This window comes from Streptomyces sp. B15 (assembly GCF_018070605.1).
GTDB lineage: Bacteria > Actinomycetota > Actinomycetes > Streptomycetales > Streptomycetaceae > Streptomyces > Streptomyces smyrnaeus.
Genome location: NZ_JAGPXJ010000195.1, coordinates 1 through 2,115, shown reverse-complemented (window position 1 = coordinate 2,115; position 2,115 = coordinate 1). Strand labels below are relative to the sequence as shown.

Below are 2,115 nucleotides of genomic sequence, written 5' to 3'. Positions count from 1 at the left end.
GGCCAGATCCTCGACTTCATCGACAACGAACTGGGCGTGTGAAAGGCGGTGACCACCAACCGTGAATGAGGAGAAGCTGGTCGACTACCTCCGGCGTGTCGCCGCCGAGCTCCACGACACCCGCAGGCGTCTGCGGCAGGCGGAGGAGCGGCACCAGGAGCCGGTGGCCGTGGTGGACATGGCCTGCCGCTACCCGGGCGCGGTGCGCACGCCGGAGGAGCTGTGGGACCTGGTCGCCTCGGGGCGGGACGCCATGGGCGCCTTTCCCGAGGACCGCGGCTGGGACCTGGACCGGCTCTTCCACCCGGACCCGGACCACCCCGGCACCAGCTATGCACGCCGGGGCGGCTTCCTCTACGACGCGGCCGGGTTCGACCCGGAGTTCTTCGGCATCAGCCACCGCGAGGCCCTCGCCCTCGATCCGCAGCAACGCCTGCTGCTGGAGGTCGCCTGGGAGGCGCTGGAGCGCGCCGGGATCGACCCCGTATCGGTGAAGGGCACCCGCACGGGGGTCTACACGGGTGCGGCGCTGCCCGGCTTCGGCACCCCGCACATGGACAGCGCCGCCGAGGGCTACCTGGTCACCGGGAACGCGCCCAGCGTGCTGTCCGGACGGATCGCCTACACCCTCGGCCTGGAAGGGCCCGCCGTCACCGTCGACACCGCCTGCTCCTCCTCGCTGGTCGCCATCCACCTGGCCTGCCACGCCCTGCGCCAGGGCGAGTGCACGCTCGCGCTGGCAGGCGGCGTGACGGTGATGCCGCTGCCCAATGTGTTCACCGAGTTCTCCCGACAGCGCGGCCTGGCAGCCGACGGGCGGTGCAAGCCGTTCGGCGCCGACGCCGACGGCACCGCCTTCTCCGAAGGCGTCGGCCTGGTCCTGCTGGAGCGCCTGTCGGACGCGCGCCGCAACGGTCACCGCGTCCTCGCGGTCGTGCGCGGCTCCGCCGTCAACCAGGACGGCGCCAGCAACGGCCTCACCGCGCCCAACGGCCCCTCCCAGCAGCGGGTCATCCGACAGGCGCTGGAGAGCGCCCGTCTGACACCGGCGGAGATCGACGCCGTCGAGGCGCACGGCACGGGTACCCGCCTCGGTGACCCCATCGAGGCCGCGTCGCTGCTGGCGACGTACGGCCAGGACCGGCCCGCCGACCGGCCGCTGTGGCTGGGTTCCGTCAAGTCCAACATCGGGCACACCCAGGGCGCCGCGGGCGTCGCAGGAGTCATCAAGACCGTCATGGCCCTGCGGCACGGGATGCTGCCGCCGACCCGCAACGCCGACGAACCCACACCGCACGTCGACTGGGACTCGGGTGCCGTACGGCTGCTGGGGCAGGCCGTGCCCTGGCCGCGGGGGGAACGGGTGCGCCGGGCCGGCGTCTCCTCGTTCGGCATCTCCGGGACCAACGCGCACCTCATCCTGGAGCAGTCACCCGAGCCCGAACACTCCGCGCAGCAGGGTGAACGCGACTCGGAGGAGGACGAGTTCGCCGCGCCGGTCCCCTGGGTGCTGTCCGGCCGCAGCGGCGCCGCGCTCCGGGCACAGGCCGAGGCGCTCGCGGCACACCTGGCCACGCACCCGTCGCAGGCGTCGGCCGATGTCGCCTGGTCGCTGGCGAGAACCCGCGCGGTCTTCGAGCACCGTGCCGTGCTGCTCGGCGACAGCCGGCACCGGCTCACGGAAGCGCTCGACGCGCTCGCCGCGGGCCGGGACCACCCCGGGATCACCGTCGCCCCGGGCCCTGCCGCCTCCGGGGAGACCGCGTTCCTGTTCACCGGCCAGGGCAGCCAGCGCCCCGGCATGGGACGGCAGCTGTACGAGACCTACGACGTGTTCAGGCAGGCCTTCGACGAGACATGCGCAGTGCTGGACCCGCTGCTCGGCCGCTCACTGCGCGAACTGGTCCTCACCGACGACGGACGAGGCGAGCTGGATCGGACAGGCGTGACACAAGCCGCGCTGTTCGCACTGGAGGTCGCTCTCCACCGCCTCGTCGCATCCTTCGGGGTCGTGCCGGGCCGGCTGATCGGCCACTCCGTCGGGGAGATCGTCGCCGCCCACATCGCGGGCGTCCTGTCGCTGTCCGACGCCTGCACGCTCGTCGCAGCGCGTGG

General features: G+C 73.0%; 1 pseudogene. It reads left to right on the top strand.

The features are described from left to right. Window positions 1-61: 61 nt before the first annotated feature. A pseudogene (locus KBY19_RS35765) lies at window positions 62-2,115 on the top strand (type I polyketide synthase); the annotation flags it as partial.